General features: G+C 68.0%; 13 protein-coding genes. 3 read left to right on the top strand and 10 right to left on the bottom strand.

What is annotated here, in order from left to right; translation table 11 throughout:
* Positions 1-13: 13 nt before the first annotated feature.
* The 6 genes from ACN5W5_RS06430 to ACN5W5_RS06405 all read right to left on the bottom strand — a co-directional run bounded on the left by ACN5W5_RS06430 (position 14) and on the right by ACN5W5_RS06405 (position 7,555).
* Positions 14-1,222 carry an ABC transporter permease gene (locus ACN5W5_RS06430; RefSeq protein WP_420047724.1) on the bottom strand — a complete coding sequence of 403 codons (1,209 nt, stop codon included), beginning with the start codon at positions 1,220-1,222 and terminating at the stop codon, positions 14-16.
* On the bottom strand, positions 1,212-2,000 hold the full coding sequence (locus ACN5W5_RS06425) for an ABC transporter ATP-binding protein (protein WP_420047723.1): 789 nt from the start codon (positions 1,998-2,000) through the stop codon (positions 1,212-1,214). The genes ACN5W5_RS06430 and ACN5W5_RS06425 overlap by 11 nt, the downstream gene beginning before the upstream one ends.
* Positions 1,997-3,298, bottom strand: coding sequence for an efflux RND transporter periplasmic adaptor subunit (locus tag ACN5W5_RS06420; RefSeq protein WP_420047722.1), 1,302 nt, complete (start codon positions 3,296-3,298; stop codon positions 1,997-1,999). The genes ACN5W5_RS06425 and ACN5W5_RS06420 overlap by 4 nt, the downstream gene beginning before the upstream one ends.
* Before the next feature lie 26 nt (positions 3,299-3,324).
* Positions 3,325-4,791, bottom strand: a complete 1,467-nt coding sequence (locus ACN5W5_RS06415; RefSeq protein WP_420048169.1) for an efflux transporter outer membrane subunit — start codon at positions 4,789-4,791, stop codon at positions 3,325-3,327.
* A gap of 148 nt (positions 4,792-4,939) precedes the next feature.
* Positions 4,940-6,058 (bottom strand): mechanosensitive ion channel family protein, encoded by a 1,119-nt coding sequence (locus ACN5W5_RS06410; RefSeq protein ID WP_420047721.1) that lies wholly within the window; start codon positions 6,056-6,058, stop codon positions 4,940-4,942.
* A gap of 9 nt (positions 6,059-6,067) precedes the next feature.
* The gene (locus ACN5W5_RS06405; RefSeq protein ID WP_420047720.1) at positions 6,068-7,555 is read right to left on the bottom strand and encodes an AMP nucleosidase; all 1,488 of its coding nucleotides are present in this window, start codon (positions 7,553-7,555) and stop codon (positions 6,068-6,070) included.
* Between the two features lie 51 nt (positions 7,556-7,606).
* Between ACN5W5_RS06405 and ACN5W5_RS06400 the strand changes: the two genes are divergently transcribed.
* Positions 7,607-8,884, top strand: coding sequence for an MgtC/SapB family protein (locus tag ACN5W5_RS06400; RefSeq protein ID WP_420047719.1), 1,278 nt, complete (start codon positions 7,607-7,609; stop codon positions 8,882-8,884).
* Positions 8,885-8,922: 38 nt separating this feature from the next.
* Here ACN5W5_RS06400 and gorA read toward each other — a convergent pair whose 3' ends face one another.
* The 3 genes from gorA to ACN5W5_RS06385 all read right to left on the bottom strand — a co-directional run bounded on the left by gorA (position 8,923) and on the right by ACN5W5_RS06385 (position 12,051).
* The gene (gene gorA / locus ACN5W5_RS06395; protein WP_420047718.1) at positions 8,923-10,326 is read right to left on the bottom strand and encodes a glutathione-disulfide reductase; all 1,404 of its coding nucleotides are present in this window, start codon (positions 10,324-10,326) and stop codon (positions 8,923-8,925) included.
* A gap of 111 nt (positions 10,327-10,437) precedes the next feature.
* Complete coding sequence (locus ACN5W5_RS06390) at positions 10,438-10,977, bottom strand: hemerythrin domain-containing protein (protein ID WP_420047717.1); 540 nt, start codon at positions 10,975-10,977, stop codon at positions 10,438-10,440.
* 222 nt (positions 10,978-11,199) lie between these two features.
* Positions 11,200-12,051 (bottom strand): 3-hydroxybutyryl-CoA dehydrogenase, encoded by an 852-nt coding sequence (locus tag ACN5W5_RS06385; protein ID WP_420047716.1) that lies wholly within the window; start codon positions 12,049-12,051, stop codon positions 11,200-11,202.
* A gap of 234 nt (positions 12,052-12,285) precedes the next feature.
* On the opposite strand from ACN5W5_RS06385, the gene ACN5W5_RS06380 reads away from it, so the two are divergent.
* Together ACN5W5_RS06380 and ACN5W5_RS06375 are read left to right on the top strand one after the other, a co-directional pair.
* On the top strand, positions 12,286-13,923 hold the full coding sequence (locus ACN5W5_RS06380; protein WP_420047715.1) for a GMC family oxidoreductase: 1,638 nt from the start codon (positions 12,286-12,288) through the stop codon (positions 13,921-13,923).
* Positions 13,920-14,219 carry an antibiotic biosynthesis monooxygenase family protein gene (locus ACN5W5_RS06375; RefSeq protein ID WP_420047714.1) on the top strand — a complete coding sequence of 100 codons (300 nt, stop codon included), beginning with the start codon at positions 13,920-13,922 and terminating at the stop codon, positions 14,217-14,219. The genes ACN5W5_RS06380 and ACN5W5_RS06375 overlap by 4 nt, the downstream gene beginning before the upstream one ends.
* 111 nt (positions 14,220-14,330) lie before the next feature.
* Here ACN5W5_RS06375 and rocF read toward each other — a convergent pair whose 3' ends face one another.
* On the bottom strand, positions 14,331-15,248 hold the full coding sequence (gene rocF / locus ACN5W5_RS06370; RefSeq protein ID WP_420047713.1) for an arginase: 918 nt from the start codon (positions 15,246-15,248) through the stop codon (positions 14,331-14,333).
* Positions 15,249-15,255 lie beyond the last annotated feature (7 nt).

Raw genomic sequence — 15,255 nt, 5'->3', positions numbered from 1 at the left:
TCAACGCCGGAGCTTACTCGTGGCGCAGCGCATCGATCGGATTCAGCCGCGCCGCGCGCCGCGCCGGGAAGTAGCCGAACAGCACACCGATCGCCGCTGAAAACACGAAGCTCAGCACGTTCACGCTCAGGTTGAACTGGTAGGGCACGTTCATCAGCGCCGAGAGGCCGAGCGAGGCGATGGTGGCCAGCACGATGCCGATGAGTCCGCCGAGCGCTGCCAGCACCACGGCCTCGATCAGGAACTGCAGCAGCACCTCGCGCTCCAGCGCGCCGATGGCCAGGCGCAGGCCGATTTCGCGCGTGCGCTCGGTCACGCTCACCAGCATGATGTTCATGATGCCGATGCCGCCCACCAGCAGGCTCACCGCGGCCACCGCGCCGAGCAGCATGGTCATGATCTTGGTGGTGCCCGACAGCGTTTCGGCGAGCTGTTTGGTGTCGAGCACGTTGAAGTTGTCCTCGTCGCTCTCGGCCAGCTTGCGCCGCTCGCGCAGCAACTGGGTGATGCTCGCCGTGACGCGGCTGGCGTCGGCACCGTCGCTCATGGACACCAGCAGGGTGTTCACCCGCGTGTGGCCGACGATGCGGCGTTGCAGGGTCTTGATCGGCATCAGCACCATGTCGTCCTGGTCGTTGCCGAAAGCGCCCTGGCCCTTGGAGGCCAGCGTGCCGATGACCTCGCAGCTCATGGCCTTGACGCGCAGTTGCGCGCCCACCGCGCTGGTGCTGCCGAAGAGCTCGCGCTGCACCGTCTGACCGATCAGGCAGACCGCGCCGCCCGCGCGCAACTCGTCGTTGCTGAACGCGCGGCCGCCGGCCAGCTTCCAGTTGCCGGTGGTGAGCCAGTCGTTGGTGCTGCCGATCACGCTGCTGCTCCAGTTGCGGCCGTTGGCCACGAGCACGGAGCCGGTGCGCGCTTCGGGCGCCACCGCGGCGATGCCACCGATCTGCGCGGCGATGGCTTCGCCATCGCTTTCCTTGAAGGCGGGCGCACCGCCGCCGCCGCCGCCCGCTCCCATGCGTTGCCCAGGACGCACCTGCAGCAGGTTGGTGCCCAGGCCAGAAATCTGGTTCTGCACCGCCGCCGTGGCGCCGTTGCCGACCGTGACCATGGTGATCACCGCGCTCACGCCAATCACGATGCCGAGGATGGTGAGGAAGGAGCGCAACAGGTTGCGCCGGATCGAGCGCAGCGCGAGCAGCAGGGTGTTAAGCCACATGCGGAGCCTCCTCGCCCGAGATGCCCGAGACTTCCGCGTCGCTCATGGTCTGGTGCGCCGCGCCCGCCTGCAACGCCACCGGGTGTGGGTTGGGCTGGTCGCTCTCGACCACCCCGTCCACGAAGCGCACCATGCGTTTGGCATACGCCGCCATGTCGGGTTCGTGCGTGACCATCAGCACGGTGATGCCCTGCTCGGCATTCAGGCGCCAGAGCAGTTCCATGATTTCCTGGCTGCGGTGGGTGTCGAGGTTGCCGGTGGGTTCGTCGGCCAGTAGCACCTGCGGCTCGGTGACGATGGCGCGCGCGATCGCCACGCGCTGTTGCTGCCCGCCCGAGAGTTCCCCCGGCGTGTGGTGTTCCCAGCCCTTGAGGCCCACCCTTTCCAGCGCGCGCTGGGCCAGGCTGTGCCGCGAAGCGGCGGGTTCGCCGCGGTAGATCAGGGGCAGCTCCACATTTTCCTGCGCCGAGGTGCGCGCCAGCAGGTGGAAGCCCTGGAACACGAAGCCGAAATAGCGCCGTCGCAGGCGCGCGCGCTCGTCTCGCGAGAGCGCTTCCACATGCACGCCACGGAACAGGTAGTCGCCGGTGGTGGGCACATCGAGACAGCCCAGCGTGTTCATGGCGGTGGACTTGCCCGAGCCGCTGGGGCCCATGATGGCGACGAACTCGCCCTGATGGATGTCCAGGTCCACGCCCTTCAAGGCCTGGAAGGCGGTGTTGCCTTCGCCATAGGTCTTGGTGATGCCGCGCAGGCGGATGAGCGGTGTCTCGCTCACGGCGCCGTCCCTGAGCGTTGTTCGGTGATCACGGCCATGCCTTCGCTCAGGGCTTCGCCACTGACTTCGGTGTTGCGGCCATCGCTGATGCCGGTCTTGACGGCCTTCGCCACCGGTTGGCCGTCCTGCAGCACCCAGATCTGGCGCATGCCACCGCTGCGGGGGTCGGTGCCCGCTGTTTTGGGCCGGGTGTTGCGCGGCGGGCGCGGCATCATTTTTGACAGGATGCTGGTGTTTGCCGCCGCGGCGCCGTTGCCGCTGGCGGGCGAGAAGCGCAGCGCCGTGTTGGGCACCAGCAGCACGCCCTTCGCTTCCTTGGCCACGATGGTGGCCGCCGCCGTCATGCCCGGGCGCAGACTGAGGTCGCTGTTGTCCACGTTGAGCGTGGTGGTGTAGGTGACCACGTTGTCGGTCTTGGTGGAGCCAAAGGCCACGCGGTTGATGGTGGCCGGGTAGCGGCGCGCCGGGAAGGCGCTCACGGTGAAGGTGGCTTTCTGGTCCACCTTGACGGCACCCACATCGGCCTCGTCCACCGCCACATCCAGCTTGAGCTGCGCGAGGTCTTCGGCCACGGAGAACAGCGTCACGGCCTGCAGCGAGGCGGCCACGGCGTTGCCCGGGTCCACCGTGCGGCTGAGCACCACGCCGTTGATGGGCGAGCGGATCGAGGCCTTGGACAGGTTGGTTTCCGTGGTGGCGAGGGCGGCACGCGATTCGGTGACCGCAGCGCGTGCGGCGGCCTCGATGGCCACGGCACGCTCGACGGCCGCCTTGGCGCTGTCGAGCTCGGTGGCCGAAGGCACCTTGCCGCCCGAGAGGCGCGCCACCTCTTCAAAGCGCGCCAGCGTGGCGCGCGATTCCTTCACCGTGGCGCTGGCCTGCGCCAGCTGCGCCTGGGCCGAGGCCAGACCGGCGCGCGACTGCGTCACCTGGTCCACCAGCTTGGCGGTGTCCAGCTCCACCAGCACCTGGCCGGTCTTGATGCGGTCGTTCACATCCACCAGCACGCGTTTGACGGTGCCCGAGAGCTCGCTGCCGATGTTGACCGAGCGTGTGGGCTGCAGCGTGCCGTTGGCGGCCACGGTGAGCGTGATGTCGCCCGTCTTCAGGGGCTCGGTCACGTAGACCGGCGCGGCCTTGCTCTGCTGCTGTGCCTGCCAGTAGGCGATGCCGCCGGCCACGACGACGAGCGCGGCAATGCCGATCCACAGCGAGCTGCGCTGCCACCAGCGCGGCGGGTGGTCGCTGCCCAGCAGGTTTTGCAGGTCGGCGGAGGGGGCGTCTTTTTTGGAGCTCATGGCGATTCGGTTTCGGTGTTCGGGGTTCAGCGGGTGGTGGCTTCAACCGGTGGCGCGTCGGGCGTCCAGCCGCCGCCGAGGGCCTTGTACAGGCGCACGTGGTCGGCGCTCAGCGTGGCCTGGGTGCTGGCCACGCTGTCCTGGGTGGAGAGCAGGGTGCGCTGGGTGTCGAGCACCGAGCGGAAGTCGATCAGGCCGCTTTCGTAGCGCTGGCGCGCCAGCAGCTCGGCGTTGGCCGCGGCGGTGCTGGCCGCCTGCAGACGCAGCAGGCGCTCGCGGTCGCCCTGCATTGCCACCAGCGCGTCTTCCACGTCTTTCACGGCGCTGATCACGGTGCCCTGGTAGGCCATGCGCGCCTGTTCCAGTGCCGCTTCCTGCGAGCGCACCTGGGCCCGGGCCGCGCCACCGTCGAACAGCGGCGCCGACACGCTGGCCAGCAGCGAGTTGACCACCGATGCGCCGTTGGTCAGCGAGCCCAGCGTCAGCGCGGAGAGGCCCAGCGAGCCGCTGAGGCGGAAGCTCGGGTAGCGCGCGGCATCGGCCGCGGCCACGCGGGACAGCGCGGCGCTGATGCGGTGTTCGGCGGTGCGCACGTCGGGGCGTTGGCGCAGCGTGTCGGCCGGAAAGGCCAGCGCCAGATCGCCCGCGCCCTGCGGGACCGGTGCGGCGGTGGTCAGCGCGCCTTGCAGCGCGGCGGGCAGCGTGCCGGGGGCCTGCCCGGTCAGCACGGCCAAGCCGCTCAAGGCCTGGGCCAGGCTGGTCTGCAGCGCCGGGATCTGGGCCGCGGTCTGCTCGCTGGAGGCAATGGCCTGCTCCAGATCGAGCGACGAGGCCAGACCCGCCTGTGTGCGCCAGCGCGTGATCTGCAGCGTTTCGGTTTGCGCGGCGAGGTTGCTGCGCGCAATCGCCAGCCGCGTCTGCAGGCCGCGCAGTTCGATGTAGGTGACCGCGACTTCGGCCGCCAGCGACACCTGCACATCGGCCAGGCTGGTTTCGGACGCGCGGGCGTCGGCTTCGCTGGCGTTCAGCGCGCTGCGGTTGCCACCAAAAATATCGGGTTCCCAGCTGGCGTCAAAGCCTGCCTGGAAACGGTTGCTGGCGTCGTTGTCGCCCGATTTGCTGCGCTGCGCCGAGGTCGACGCGCTGAGCGTGGGGCCCATGCCGGCTTGTTGCACGTCGCGCTGCGCGCGTGCCTGCAGCAGCGCGGCCTGGGCGCTCTTGACGCTGGTGTTGGCCTGCAGCGCCTGCGTGACCAGCGTGGTGAGGGTGGGGTCGTTGAAGCGTTGCCACCAGCCGGCGAGCGCCGTGGGCGAGGGGGCGGTGACCGCGTTGACCGGGGTGCTGGACCAGGCTGCTGGCAGCGGGGTTTCAGGCCGCTCGCCGCCCGCCGGTGCCAGGCTGGCGCAGGCGGACAGCAGGGCGATGCTGGCCAGGGCGATCAGGGTGACAGGTCGGCGGACCGGTCGGGCGTTGGGAGGTGACAGCAGTTTCATGGTGTTCATTCAGCATACTGAGTACGCCAGTGTGTCAGTGTGCCATTGTGCGCAAGCGAACTTAAGCGGCCGTGACTGGATGGTGAAGTTCCGGTAAAGAAGCCGAAGTCATGAGGGATATCGGGTGGGTCGCATCGGTGCGGGCGGGTCAGGCCGCGCCGGGTTCCGGTCCTTCGGTCGGCGCCGGATCGGGCGTTGTCGCCACATGCAGCGTCTGCGTGGGGAAGGCGATGGCGGCCCCGTGGCGGGCCACGATGCGGCCGAATTCGAGCAACAGTTCCTGCTTCAGCGCCTGGTAGTCCACCCAGGCGCGGGTGAGCGTGAAAGCGTAGACCATGATGTCGAGCGAACTGGCGCCGAAGCGGTTGAAGTTCACGATCAGGGGCTGGCTGTTGTCGATGCCGGGGTGGTTCTGCAGCAGGGTCCTCATGTCGTCGACCACGGCTTGCACCTGGTCGAAGTCGTCGTAGCGCAGGCCCAGGGTTTCGTTCAGGCGCCGGTGGCTCATGCGCGAGGGGTTCTCGACCACGATGCTGGTGAACACCGCGTTGGGCACGTAGATCGGGTTCTTGTTGAAAGCGCGGATGCGGGTGTGGCGCCAGCTGATGTATTCCACCGTGCCTTCGATGCTTTTGTCGGGCGAGCGGATCCAGTCGCCGACGCTGAACGGGCGGTCGAGGTAGATGGTCAGGCCGCCGAAGAAGTTGGCCAGCAGGTCCTTCGCGGCCAGACCGACCGCGATGCCGCCCACGCCGCCGAGCGCAAGCAGGCCACCGATCTGGAAGCCCAGGGTGTGGGCCACGGTGATGGCGGTGACCACGATCACCAGCAGGCGCAGCAGCTTGCCCAGGGCGAGCGCGGTGGTGAGGTCGAAGGGCTCGCCGCTGTCGGTGCGGCGCCGGATGCTGGTCTGGGACATGAGCACGATGAGTCCCCACAGGAACCAGGCCACGCTGACGATGAGACCGACATCGCGCCATTGCAGGGTGGTTGCCAGCAGCGCGGGTTCGTTCCAGTGCGCATTCAGCGCTCGCGCTACCCAGCCCAGGCCGATGAGCCAGATCAGCAGCTGCGTGGGCCTGCGCGCTGCGCCCAGCAGGGCTTCGTCCCAGGGGTTGGCCGTGCGCTCTGCCCAGCGATTGGCCTGCAGGAACGCCACCCGCACGGCCTGCCCGACCAGCAGGGTGAGCAGGAGGATCGCCAGCGCGGTGGCCAGCCAGAGTTCAACGCCGATGGATTGTTGAAGGGTCTCGGTGAGGCGGTTCATGGGGCGCGCTTACTGGAACGCCACCTCGGCGAAGCTGCGCAGCTTGCGGCTGTGCAGCTGGGCGACGCCGCCTTCGCGCAGCCGCTCCACCGCGCGGATGCCGATGCGCAGGTGTTGATCAACGCGCTCGCGGTAGAAATGGTTGGCCATGCCGGGCAGCTTGATTTCGCCGTGCAGCGGCTTGTCGCTCACGCAGAGCAGGGTGCCGTAGGGCACGCGGAAGCGGAAGCCGTTGGCGGCGATGGTGGCGCTTTCCATGTCGAGCGCCACCGCGCGCGATTGCGAGAAACGCCGCTGGGGCCTGTTGTCGGGCAGCAGTTCCCAGTTGCGGTTGTCGGTACTGGCGACAGTGCCGGTGCGCATGATGCGTTTCACCTCCTGCGGCGGCACGCCGGTCACGTCGGCCACGGCGCCTTCGAGCGCGAGCTGGATTTCGGCCAGCGCAGGAATCGGCACCCACAGCGGCAGCTCTTCGTCTAGCACATGGTCTTCGCGCACGTAGGCGTGGGCCAGCACGTAGTCGCCGAGCTGCTGGCTGCTGCGCAGGCCGGCGCAGTGGCCGATCATGAGCCAGGCGTGCGGGCGCAGCACGGCGATGTGGTCGGTGATGGTCTTGGCGTTGGCCGGGCCGACGCCGATGTTCACCATGGTGATGCCGCTGCGGTCGGCGCGCATGAGGTGGTAGCCCGGCATCTGCGGCAACCTGGGTGGCGGGGCGCCGAGTTCGTCGCCCGTTTCTGCGCCCAGGCCCACCCGGCGTGTCACCACGTTGCCGGGTTCGATGAAGGCGATGTATTCGCTGTCGGGACGGGCCATTTCGGCGTGGCCGAGGCGGATGAATTCGTCGATGTAGAACTGGTAGTTGGTGAACAGCACGAAGTTCTGGAACCACTCGGGCGCGGTGCCGGTGTAGTGGCGCAGGCGCTGCAGCGAGTAGTCGATGCGCGGCGCGGTGAACAGCGACAGGGGCTGCGCTTCGCCCGGGCGCGGCTCGTGCGTGCCGTTGGCGATGCCGTCGTCCATGGCGGCCAGATCGGGCAGGTCGAACACGTCGCGCATCAGGGCGCGGCGCTCGCTGCTCAGGCTGCCTTCGACGTGGTCGTGTTCGGCGAACGAGAAGTGGATGGGAATCGGGTGCGTGCTGGTGCCCACCTCCAGCTCGCCGCCGTGGTTGATCAGCAGCAGGCTGAACTGCTCCAGGATGTAGTCGGCGTAGAGATCGGGTCGCGTGATCGTGGTCTCGAACCGGCCCGGGCCGGCCACGAAGCCGTAGCTCAGGCGGCCCGTGCCCTGGTGCGACACGCTGTGGGTGTGCAGCCGCACGAAGGGGTAGCAGGCGCGCACGCGGTCGTCCTTGAAATCGGCGCCGGCCACGAAGTCGCGCATGGCCGCGCGCAGGAAGTGGATGTTCTGCTGGTAAATGCGCTGCACCTGGGCCAGGGCGGCGGCCGGGTTGCGGTAGAAAACCGGGGCGGTAAAGTCGGGTGTCTTGTACATGCCGCTATTGTGGCGCCGCCCCGTGACACCTTGCCCCCACCCGGAATACCCATGCTGGATGCCGCTGCACCGGTGCTGAACCCGCCGGTCGACATGGCGCGCGCTGCCGCCGTGCTGGCGGCGGCGCTGGGTTGCGGCCTGCTCGTGGGCATTGAGCGCGAGCGGCGCAAGGGCACCGGTCCGGGGCGGGCGTTCGCCGGCCTGCGCACTTTTGCGCTGACCAGCGTGGCGGGGGCCGCCGCGGCGCTCACGCTGCTGACGGGACTGGTGGTGACCGGCGCTGCGATGGTGGCAGCCCTGGCCCTGGTCGCTTACTGGCGCGACCGCTCCGACGACCCGGGCGCCACCACCGAAATTGCCCTGCTGCTGACCTACCTGATCGGCGTGCTCTGCGCGCAGAGCCTGCCGCTGGCCGCCGCGCTTTCGGTGGGCCTGACCGGCTTGCTGGCCGCGCGGGAGCGGCTGCACCGGTTCGCCCGCCAGTGGCTGACCGAGGGCGAAGTGCGCGACGGCATCGTGCTGGCCGCGCTGGTGCTGATGGCGCTGCCGCTGGTGCCGAACCGGCCGCTCTGGGGTCCTGCGCTCAACCCCTACGTCATCGTGCAGCTGCTGGCCTTGCTGCTGGCGGTGCAGTCGCTGGCGCACCTGTGCCGCCGCCTGCTGCAGGCGCGCCACGCGGTGGCGTTCTCGGCGCTGGCCTCGGGCTTTGTGTCGAGCACCGCCACCATCGCCACGCTGGGGCTGGCCGCGCGCGAGGGCCGCTCACCCGCACGGCTGATGGCGGGTGGCGGCCTGCTGTCCTGCGTGTCCACCCAGCTGCAGGTGCTGCTGGTCGCTGCCGCCGTGCGGCCGGCCTGGCTGCCGGTCTTGTGGCTGCCGTCGCTGGCCGCCGGTTTGCTGGCGCTGGCCTGGGGCTGGTGGATGGTGCGCGGAGCGCCCGGGGTCGCCGATGCCCCGACGGTGCCGGACGAAGACCGGATGTTCAGCCTCCGGGGCGCTGCGGGCGTGGCCGCTTTGCTCAGTGCGATCCAGGTGCTGGTGCACGCGCTGACGCTGTGGCTGGGCGATTCGGGCCTGCTGCTGGGCTCTGCGCTGGCGGCGCTGGCCGATCTGCACGCCTCGCTGGCCGCGGTGTTTGCCTCGGGCGGCCCGGCGGGGGGCGGCGCCGCGGTCTGGGCGGTGATGCTGGCCTTGCTGGTGCACGCCGGCAGCAAGAGCGCCACCGCCGGCATCGTGGGGGGCTGGCGCTACCTGGCCTGGCTGGCGCCGGGCCTGTGGCTGCACATGGCGCTCGGCGCTGCGGGCATCTACTGGATGGCGCGCGCCTAGCGCGGGCTGGCAACCTCGGAGAGACCGCCTGGGGGTTCTCAGTTCCGCGTCGGTTCTCGCATCGTCACGAACTCTTCCGCCGCCGTCGGGTGGATGCCGATGGTGCTGTCGAACACCGCCTTGGTCGCGCCCGCCTTCATGGCCACGGCAAAACCCTGCACGATCTCGCCGGCTTCGGCGCCCACCATGTGCAGGCCGACCACGCGGTCGCTCGCGGTGTCCACGATGAGCTTCATGAGTGTGCGCTCGCTGCTGCCCGAGAGCGTGTGCTTCAGGGCCTTGAATTCACTGCGGAAGATCGTCACCTGGCCGAATTTCTCGCGGGCCGCGGCTTCGCTGTAGCCCACGGTGCCGATGTTGGGGTGCGTGAAGACGGCGGTGGGGATGAAGTCGTAGCTCATTTCGCGCGCGGGCTTGCCCGCTGCCGCGCCGAAGAGCTGGTCCACCACCACCATGGCCTCGCCCAGCGCCACCGGGGTGAGCTGCACGCGGTTGGTCACGTCGCCCACGGCGCAGATGCCGGGCACATTGGTCTGGTAGTGCGCGTTCACGATCACCTCGCCTTGCGCGCCCTGGGCCACGCCCACGGTGTCCAGCCCCAGACCCTGCACGTTGGGCTTGCGCCCGGTGGCGTACAGCACGGCGTCGGCCAGCACCACGCCGCCGCCTTCCAGCTCGATACGCAGGCCATCTTCGGTCTTGCGGATGTCCACCACATCGGCGTTCAGCCGCAGGTCCACGCCGGACTTGACCATCTCGGCGGCGACAAAGTGGCGCACTTCGTCGTCAAAGCCGCGCAGCACCTGTTCGCCGCGGTACAGCTGGGTCACCTGCGATCCCAGGCCGTTGAAGATGGACGCGAACTCGCAGGCGATGTAGCCACCGCCCACCACCAGCAGGCGTTTCGGAAACGGTTCCAGATCGAAGATCTCGTTGGAGGTGATGACGTGTTCGCGGCCCACGAAGTGCGGCACGTGGGGCGTGCCGCCGGTGGCGATCAGGATGTGTTTCGCGGTGAAATTCTGGTGGCCGGGGCTGCCGTCGGCGTTGATCGTGGCCAGGCCGATGCTGTGCTCGTCCTGCAGGCGGGCAAATCCATCGAAGACCGTGACGCCCGAGCCGCGCAGCAGGTTGCCGTAGACGCCGTTGAGTCGGCTGATTTCGGTGGCGCGGTTGGCTTTCAGCGTGGCCCAGTTGAGGGTGGGTTCCGGACCTTCCCAGCCAAAGCCGTGCGATTCGTGGGCCGCATCGGCGTAGTGGGCGGCGTAGCTGTAGAGCTTTTTCGGGATGCAGCCCACGTTGACGCAGGTGCCGCCCAGGCCGTCGGTGCCGAGGGTTTCGGCCAGGGCCACGCGCGCGCCACGCTGGGCCGCCATGCGGGCGGCGCGCACGCCACCACTGCCGCCGCCAATGACAAAGAGATCGAAGTCGTGAGTGCTCATGCTCGTCCGTTCGGCCAACTGGATCGTGGCCCTTGCTGTGGAGCCGGGCAGTTTACGCGCAGCCCGCCCGCCCTGTGGGCGCCGGGGCTGTTCCGCCGGGCCCCCGGTGACTCAGCGCCTGGCGCGCGCTTCGTCGCTCTTGAGTGCGCGCCGCTTGGCCATTTCGCGTCCCATGCCGATGGTGTTGAGGCCGGCGAGGCGTTTTTTGGCCTCCGGGTAGGCGACGGATTCTTCCAGCAGGAGGTGGTCCGTGTAGAGCGCTTCAAAAACATCCAGTGCGTGGCGCAACTCCACCGTGTCGAACCAGAGGTTGCCACTGGTGGCCGCTTCCAGCGAGGGCGCGATCTGGATCCAGTTTTCTTCCAGCCAGCCGTGGTCCTGGATCAGGTGTTCGGTGGCCTGCACGATCTCGGCGTCCTGACTGCCCAGCAGTGCCGGGAAGATGTGTTTTTCTTCGTCCAGATGGTGCTGGCGCGCTTCGCCATTGAAATAGTCGAGCACGCGGCGCGCCTGTTCCCGTGTGGCCGTGTTCAGCCCAGTGGATTCGATGGCGTCGACCAGCGCGTGCAGCTGCCGTATCTGCGCCTGGATCTCGCGGTGAGTGGAATCGAGGAATTCGAAGACAGCGATGGAAGCGGGCGCGGCACACATGACGAACTCCTGATCAGTGGATGGGGTTCATTATGAAAATGTGGTGCGCCGGGACCACTTGATCTTGCTCAAACAAAAAGCCCGCTGAAGCGGGCATCCGATGGACTGTCACCACGAGGGCATTCCCGAAGCGCGTGCCTCAGCCCAGGATGCCGCGGAACGGGCTTTGCCAGGCCGCTGGCATCGCCCCCGAGGGGGTGATGCGAATCGGCGCGGTGGTGGTCAGTACGTGTACACACCCTTGCCCGTTTTCCGGCCCAGCCAACCGGCGGCCACCATTTCCTTCAGCAGCGGCGCGGGGCGGTACTTGCTGTCGTTGTACTCGGCCATGTAGACGTTCATCACGGCCAGGCACACGTCCAGGCCGATCATGTCGGCCAATGCCAGCGGGCCGATGGGCTGGTTGGTGCCCAGCTTCATGCCGGCGTCGATGTCTTCCGGCGTCGCCAGGCCTTCGGCGAGCACGAAGAAGGCCTCGTTGATCATGGGCACCAGGATGCGGTTGACCACGAAACCGGGTGCGTTTTTCACCGTGATCGGCGTCTTGCCCAGCGCTTCGGCCATGGCCTTCACGGCGTCGTGCGTGGCGTCGCTGGTCTGCAGGCCGCGGATGATTTCCACCAGCGCCATCATGGGCACGGGATTGAAGAAATGCATGCCGATGAAGCGGTCGGGGCGTTGCGTGGCGGCGGCCAGTTTGGTGATGCTGATCGAGCTGGTGTTGGTGGCCACGATCACCTCGGGCGCGAGGATGCTGTCGAGCTGCTGCAGGATTTTGACCTTCAGGCCTTCGTTTTCGGTCGCGGCTTCAATGACGAGCTGCGCGCCCTTGAGGTCGTCGTAGTTGGTGCTGCCTTGGATCAAGGCCAGGGCCTTGGCCTTGTCGTCGGCCGTCATCTTCTCTTTCTTGATCAGGCGGTCCAGGCTGCCGGCGATGGTGGCCAGGCCCTTGTCGACGGCGGCCTGGGCGATGTCGACCATGACGACGCGGATGCCGCTGACGGCGCAGGCCTGGGCGATGCCGTTGCCCATGGTGCCCGAGCCGATGATGCCCACGGTTTGAATGCTGCTCATAGGGGAATGCTCCTGAAAAAAGACAAAGAACGGTTGTCGGGGTCGTGCACTGTCCGCGGCCTGGGCTGCGTCGCGCAGGCGCCGGGACTAGGCTGGCGAGCCTACCGGTGTGGCCAGCGCTGTGCTAACTTGCCTGCGGATTGTCGCGCACCGGGATGCGCGGCGAGGACAGACAAACCAGCGTGAGCGGCCGGGGCATCACCAGCGATCCCCGTGCCAGACAACGGAGACTTTATGTTTGACTACATCGTCGTGGGTGGTGGTTCGGCGGGTTGCGTGCTCGCCGGGCGCCTGAGCGAAGACCCGGCCGTGCGCGTGGCCCTGCTGGAAGCCGGCCCACCCGACAGCAGCGTGTTGATTCATTGCCCGGCAGGCTTGGCCGTGATGGCGAAATACGAACTCAACGGCTGGGGCTATGCCACGGTGCCGCAACCCGGCTTGAACGGCCGGCGCGGTTACCAGCCGCGCGGCAAGGTGCTCGGGGGGTCCAGCTCCATCAACGCCATGATCTACGCCCGCGGCCACGCCAGCGACTACGACGACTGGGCCGCCCAGGGCAACCCGGGCTGGTCGTTTGCCGATGTGCTGCCGTACTTCAAACGCGCCGAGCACAACCAGCGCGGTGCCGATGCGTGGCACGGTCAGGGAGGGCCGCTGAACGTGATGGACCTGCGTTCGCCGAACCCCTTTCTGCCCTCGTTCATCGAAGCCGGCCAGCAGGCGGGCTACCCGCTCAATACCGATTTCAATGGTCCGGCGCAAGAGGGCATCGGTGCTTACCAGGTCACGCACAAGAACGGCGAACGCTTTAGCGCCGCCAAGGCCTACCTCACGCCCCACCTGGGGCGTTCCAACCTGAAAGTGATCACGAACGCGTTGACCACCCGCGTGCTCACCGAAACCGTGGGTGGGCAGCCGCGCGCACAGGGTGTGGAATACCGCGCGGACGGCGGGCGCGGCCCGCTGGAGACGCTGCTGCTCAGGCCAGACGGCGAGGTGCTGCTGAGCGCCGGCGCCTTCGGTTCGCCGCAACTGCTCATGCTGTCGGGCATCGGCCCGGCGGCCCACCTGGCCGAACACGGCATCCAGGTGGTGCACGAGTTGCCAGGCGTGGGCGAGAACCTGCACGACCACCCCGACGTGGTGATGGTGGTGGACGCGCCGAAGCTGACCGATCTGTTCGGCCTGTCCCTGGCCGGTGTGGCGTGCATGGTTCGGGGTCTGTTCGAATGGCGGCGCAGCCGCAGCGGCCCGTTGACCACCAACTTCGCCGAGGCGGGGGGCTTCATCAAGAGCGCCCCGGATGAAGCGATACCCGATCTGCAACTGCACTTCGTGGTCGGCAAACTGGTGGACCATGGGCGCAAGACGGTGCTCGGTCACGGTTATTCGTGTCATGTGTGCCTGTTGCGTCCGAAGAGCCGGGGCACGCTGCGCCTGGCCAGCGCCGATCCGCAGGTGATGCCGCTGATCGATCCGGCCTTTTTGAAGGACCCGGACGATGTGGCGCGCCTGGTGCGTGGCTTCAAACGCATGCGCGAGCTGATGCAGCAACCCGCGCTCGCGCGCCACGGCGGCCGCGAATCCCGGGCGTCGGCGCTGGCGCAGAGCGATGCGCAGATCGAGCAGTTCGTGCGATTCCACGCCGACACGATCTACCACCCGGTGGGTACCTGCCGCATGGGGCAGGATGCGGGGGCGGTGGTGGACGCGCGCCTGCGGGTGCACGGCGTGGCGGGGCTGCGGGTGGTCGATGCGTCGGTCATGCCCAGCGTGGTGGGCGGCAACACGAATGCCCCGGTGATCATGATGGCGGAGAAGGCCGTCGATATGATCCGGGAGGACCATTCTTTTGAAAGCGCACCATCATGATTCTTGAACACGCCGACATCCGCATCGACCCCGCCCAGGCCACCGAATTCGAAGCCGCCATCCTGCGCGGCGCCAGCACCGTGATCGCCCAGGCCAAGGGCTTCAAAGGCTTCAAGGTCAACCGCAGCATCGAGAGCGCTGGCCGCTACATCCTGATGATCTACTGGGACACGCTGGAAGACCACACGGTGGGTTTCCGTCAGTCACCGGCATTCGCTGAGTGGCGCAGCATCGTTGGCCCGTTCTTCCTGCAACCGCCTGTGGTGGAGCACCTGGAACTGGTCGGGAAGAGCTGAGCCCACCCCCATCGCCGGCTCACTGCGTGTAGCTGGCTCCGCCCCTCAAGGGGCAATGCCTGCGGCCTGGCAGAGCCAGTTCCGCGGCATTCTTGAAAAATCCCCGCTCGCCTACTTCTTCCGCATTAAGGTGGACTTGCCGAACAGGCTTTCGATCAGGTCCACGGCCAGCTCGGCGGTGCGGTTGCGAACATCGAGCGCGGGGTTGAGTTCCATCACGTCGAGCGAAGCCAGGCGCCCGGTGTCGGCGATCATTTCCATGCAGAGCTGCGCTTCGCGGTAGGTCGGGCCTCCGGGGATCGTGGTGCCCACGCCGGGCGCGATCTCGGGGTCGAGAAAATCGACGTCGAAGCTCACGTGCAGGTGGGTGTTCTCGTCCACGCCCATCAGTGCCTGCTCCATGGTGTGGCGCATGCCCATCTCGTCGATGTAGCGCATGTCGAACACCTCCAGCCCTGCTTCGTGCACGAAGCGCTTCTCGCCCGCGTCGACGCTGCGGATACCGATCTGGCGCACCACATCGGCACCGATCGCCGGTGTCTGCCCACCGATGCCGGTGAGTTGCGCCGGGCCGTGGCCACACAGCACCGCCACCGGCATGCCGTGGATGTTGCCACTGGGCGTGAGGCTGGCGGTGTTGAAGTCGGCGTGGGCGTCGAGCCAGAGCACGCGCAGTTTTTTCCCGGTTTCGCGGCAGTGCCGGGCGACGGCGCTGATGGAGCCGATGCCCAGGCAGTGGTCGCCACCGAGCACGATGGGCAGTTGGCCCTGGCGGAGTTCGGCGTGCATGGCCGTGTGCAGGGCCTGGTTCCACGCCGCCACCTCCGGCAGGTGCCGGTAGCCCTCACTCGGGGGCAGCCAGGGGTTGGCCGGGCCGTTCAGGTTGCCGCGGTCGGTGACCCTCAGGCCGTGGCTTTCCAGCACGGCCGCGAGGCCGGCCACGCGCAGGGCTTCGGGGCCCATGGAGGCGCCGCGTGCGCCCGCGCCAATGTCGGTGGGAACGCCAATGAGGCTGATGTCGAGTTGCATGGCACGA

Origin of the sequence: Hydrogenophaga sp. ZJX-1 (assembly GCF_048590325.1) — a bacterium.
Classification (GTDB): Bacteria; Pseudomonadota; Gammaproteobacteria; order Burkholderiales; family Burkholderiaceae_C; genus Hydrogenophaga.
This window is presented reverse-complemented; position numbering and strand designations above follow the sequence as displayed.